The organism is Nocardia panacis (assembly GCF_003598715.1).
Taxonomy (GTDB): domain Bacteria; phylum Actinomycetota; class Actinomycetes; order Mycobacteriales; family Mycobacteriaceae; genus Nocardia; species Nocardia panacis.
This window is the reverse complement of sequence record NZ_QZFU01000030.1, coordinates 1-4,657: the sequence shown is the minus strand read 5'-3', so window position 1 is coordinate 4,657 and position 4,657 is coordinate 1. Positions and strand designations below refer to the sequence as shown.

Genomic DNA, 4,657 nt, shown 5'->3' with positions numbered 1-4,657 from the left:
CCAATATCGGTCACACTCAGGCGGCTGCGGGGGTGGCTGGTGTGATCAAGATGGTGATGGCGATGCGGCATGGGGTGCTGCCGCCGACGTTGCATGCGGATGAGCCGACTCCGCATGTGGATTGGTCGAGTGGTGGATTGCGGTTGTTGACCGAGTCCACTCCGTGGGGCGAGGACGGGCGAACCCGACGAGCAGCGGTGTCCTCGTTCGGTATCAGCGGTACCAACGCACATGTCATTCTCGAACAGGCACCCGCACGCGAGCCAGCGGCGGAGTTGCCGAACGAAACGGCGCCGGCGGTCCTGCCCTGGGTGATCTCCGCGAAGACAAAGGCGGGGTTGAGATCTCAGGCGGAACAACTTCTCGCACTGGCGGCTGCGGACGTCAGTCCAGGAGTTGTCGGGTGTGCGTTGGCGACTACGCGCACGCAATTCGAGCACCGAGCGGCAGTGGTCGGCAGCTCGCTCGACGACTTCCGGAAGGGTCTCGTTGCCTTCCGCGATGGCCGGCTGGTCGCGAACGTGGTTTCCGGTGTCGCAGGCGTTGGGAAGACCGCGTTCATGTTTACCGGACAGGGAGCTCAACGCTCGGGCATGGGACGTGAGCTCTACGACGCGTTTCCGGTCTTCGCTGACGCGCTTGACGAGGTGTGTGGCTATCTGTCCGCCGAGCTCGGCCAGCGTATCCAGGATGTCATGTGGGACGAGGACGGAGACCTGCTGCATCAGACCGGCTACACCCAACCTGCGCTATTCGCTCTTGAGACAGCCCTCTACCGGCTGGTACGACACTGGGGCATCGAGCCAAACTACCTCATCGGTCATTCGATCGGTGAGATCACTGCGGCCCACGTCGCAGGCGTGCTATCTGTTCAGGACGCCGCCGTCCTTGTTGCGGCACGTGCACGCCTCATGCAAGGCCTGACCGCACGCGGTGCCATGGCGGCCGTCGTGGCGGCCGAGGGCGATGTCGTCCCGTATCTGAATGACGAGGTATCGTTGGCGGCCGTCAATGGAAGTCTCTCTGTTGTCATTTCCGGTGCGGAAGGAAGCGTTCTCGAACTCGCCGCCGTCTTGGAGCAGCGTGGTCACAAGACGCGTCGGCTGACCGTCAGCAACGCATTCCACTCGGCCTGCATGGACCCGATCCTCGAAGATTTTCGGGAAGTAGCGGCAGGCCTGAAATACGGCGAGCCGACCATACCGATCATTTCCAATGTTACGGGAGCTGTCGCCACCATCGATGAATTGCGTTCGCCGGATTACTGGGTGGAACACCTTCGACGGACGGTGCGCTTCCACGACGGAGTCGAGACGCTTCGCGGTCTCGGCGTCACCCGCTTCCTTGAGCTCGGTCCGGATGCCACGCTCTCCTCGTTCGTCAACCAGCACGAACTCGCGGCGATACCGCTGCTGCGGAAGAAGCAGTCCGAACTGAAAACGGTGGTCACCGCACTCGCCAAAATTCAAATTCGCGGTGTTGCTGTGGACTGGGTCGGATTTTACCCTGCCAACAGTGGAATCGACCTACCGACATATCCGTTTCAACACCAAACGTACTGGCTGGACGGCTCGCTGGATACGAGCTCCCGCACCGGTCATCCGTTGATAAACGCATCGGTCGAGTTGGAGGACGGCGGTGTGATTTATCAAGGCCAGATTTCGACGCAACGGCATTCTTGGCTCCTCGATCATATTGTGCACGAGAGAGTTGTTGTGCCGGGCACAACCTGGGTGGAGTTGGTGTCTTGGGCAGGAAGGCAGGTGGGCTGCACCGAAGTCGCGGAGCTGACTCACCACGCACCCCTTGTGTTGCCGTCCGGGATTTTCGTACAGATTCAGCTGCATATACTGGGGCCGGACAGAGCGGACAGGCGAGAGTTCTCGTTGCGGTGCCGCGCAGAGCGCAGTCCAGGGGCGCCGTGGGTCACCCTCGCACGCGGAATTGTCAGTGTGCCAGATCATCTCGCTACTGTGACCGCAGAGATCGCCGTAGCGACGTGGCCGCCGGAGGGGGCACAGCCACTCGATAGTGAGGATTACTATCCAAGCGTCGCTCGAAAAGGATTCTACGGCTGGGGACTTGCCTTCCATTCGTTGCGGAAGGTATGGCGACGCGACGACGAGATCTTCGCGGAGATCAGATATGCCGATTCTCTCGACTCCGGCTCATTCGATCTGCATCCAGCCCTGTTCGACGCAACGATGCATGCACTCGGTGTCGACGGGGCACCAGAGACCCTATCCGGCCTGGTTGCCGATGAAGGCACGGATTACGCTCGTCCGCGCATTCCTTTCATGTGGCGGGGTGTGGCCATCAGAGCGCAGGGTCGGCGGGCAATACGGGTTCGAATAGCCGAGTCTAGTGAAGAAGGCGTATCGATAACGCTCTTCGACGATTCCGGCCAGGTCGTCGGAACTATCCGTGGGATGGTCCTGCTCGCCGTCTCCGGCGAGCAATTGCGTAGCTCTGCTGGCATCGACCAGATCGATTCATTGTACGAAATCACCTGGAACACAACTCCGACTGCTTCGTCGTACGTCGATTGGCCGAGTGGATGGATGGGCGTCGCTGCGGCGGATCTGGCCTTCTCTGGGTCCAACTATGAGTCCATGTCGGCTTTGACGGCCGCAGTCCGAAGCGGGGGTGATATCCCGGAGTTGGTGCTTATGCAGTGCGAACACGGAGTTCGCGACGATGCCGGTACGGCTGCGAGCCGAGCCGTAGTGTCGGCGGTGGCCGCTATCCAAGAGTGGTTGTCAGAGCCGATGTTGACGTCGTGCCGGCTGGTCCTCGTCACCCGGGGTATGGCTGTTCCACTGGACGAGTCGGCGGGGGAGCCTGCGCAATCAGCGGTTTGGGGACTCGTTCGGTCGGCACAAGCCGAGCATCCAGGCCGGATTGTGCTGGTCGACGTGGACGATGAAGAAGATTCACTGCGGGCGCTCCCCGGATACCTTGCGGAAGACACGCCCGAGCCTCAGTTTGTGGTCAGGCGAGGTCAACGCCTCGTTCCGCGACTGGCGCGGGTTCGAGCGACATCAGACGCACTCTCGTCATTCGATCCTCACGGAACAGTGCTGATCACCGGTGGCACAGGCACTCTCGGTGCGCAGGTGGCCCGTCACCTTGCGGAACGGTATTCCGTTCCACGGCTGATCCTGGTCAGTCGACGGGGACCGAGCGCCAACGGCGCTGCCGAGCTTGCGTCCGAGCTGAAGCGTCTCGGTGCGGATGTCGAGATCCTGGCCTGCGATGTCTCGGATCGTGAAGCGCTGGCAGCCATGCTTCGCAACCTGACAACCCGGTATCGTGTTACAACGGTCGTACACGCGGCCGGAGTGATCGACGACGCGGTCATCTCCGAGCTGGACGCCTCGCGTATCGAAATGGTGTTTCGGCCGAAGGCCTCGGCAGCCTGGCATTTGCATCAGCTCACCATGGAGCTCGAACTGGAGAAATTCGTCCTCTTCTCCGCGGCGGCGGGGACCATTGGAAGCGTGGGTCAGGCGAACTATGCCGCAGCGAACGCATTCCTGGACGGTCTCGCCTGCCACCGGCGAGACATAGGTCTGCCTGCGATATCGTTGGCTTGGGGTCTGTGGGACGACCGAAGCGGCATGACTGCTCATCTGACCGGGGTGGACCGTGAACGTATTTCCCGCCAAGGCATCACCGGATTGTCGAACGCGCATGGACTAGCTCTCTTCGACGCATCGCTGAGTTATGACCGCCCGTGCCTGGTTCCCGCAGGGATCGACGCGGCGAAGCTGGGAGATGTTGCGACACTTTCGCCAGTCTTCCGGAGTTTGACGGCGAAGCGTCTGAACAGCAACGCTTCCCAAGAACAACCGAATCCTGATCGCTCAAGTGCCCACGAATTGCGCGTTAAGACAGGGCGGGAACGGGAACGGGCTGTGCACGACCTTCTTGTCGCGAATATAGCTGCGGTTATCGGCAGGCCGGGCGAATCAATAGATTCGGATGCTCCGTTCCGTGAAATCGGATTGGACTCGCTGATGGCGATCGAGCTCAGACACAGACTGTCCACAGCGACCGAACTTCCCTTGTCGGCTACGTTCGCATTCGACCATCCGACTGTACAAGCGGTATCGCGGTATCTGTGCGGCCTCCTCGACTCGACCGCGCCAGAGGGCGACATCGGCATACCAGAACGGCATGACCTCCAGCGCGGTGAAATAGCTCGACCGGTGGTTCAGGAAATCGATGAGATGGATGATGAGGCGCTAATTCAACTCGCTCACGAGTCCCCGTGGTCGGGGGACTACTGAGGGCAGACCGGAAGGACGCTGCGAGGGCCATTCGACTCGCTAGTCGGGGGAGTGAGCGGCTCTGGTGCGTCAATCGAATGAGCGATTAGCTGTTTGGAGTTCGGCTTCGATGGCTGTACTGATCAAAGGGACTTAGATGAATTCGACAACGAATGGCCTCGCAGAAGCGCTCCGTGCCTCGCTCAAAGACAGGGAGCGGCTCCACCAAGAGGTGGCGCGCCTGCGCGAGATCGCGCACGAGCCGATTGCGATTGTGGGTGTGGGTTGTCGGTTTCCGGGTGGGGTGCGGTCTGCGGGTGATCTGTGGTCTGTGGTGTCGCGGGGGCGGGATGTGATCTCGGGGTTTCCTGGTGATCGTGGTTGGG

2 protein-coding genes are annotated in these 4,657 nt (G+C 61.0%); both read left to right on the top strand.

All coding sequences use genetic code 11. The features are described 5' to 3' along the window. Positions 1-5: 5 nt before the first annotated feature. Positions 6-4,292 (top strand): type I polyketide synthase, encoded by a 4,287-nt coding sequence (locus D5S18_RS24805; RefSeq protein ID WP_282434875.1) that lies wholly within the window; start codon positions 6-8, stop codon positions 4,290-4,292. 136 nt (positions 4,293-4,428) lie between these two features. Next, positions 4,429-4,657 (top strand): beta-ketoacyl synthase N-terminal-like domain-containing protein (locus D5S18_RS36440; RefSeq protein WP_147404127.1); only part of this gene is annotated, 229 nt, incomplete at its 3' end.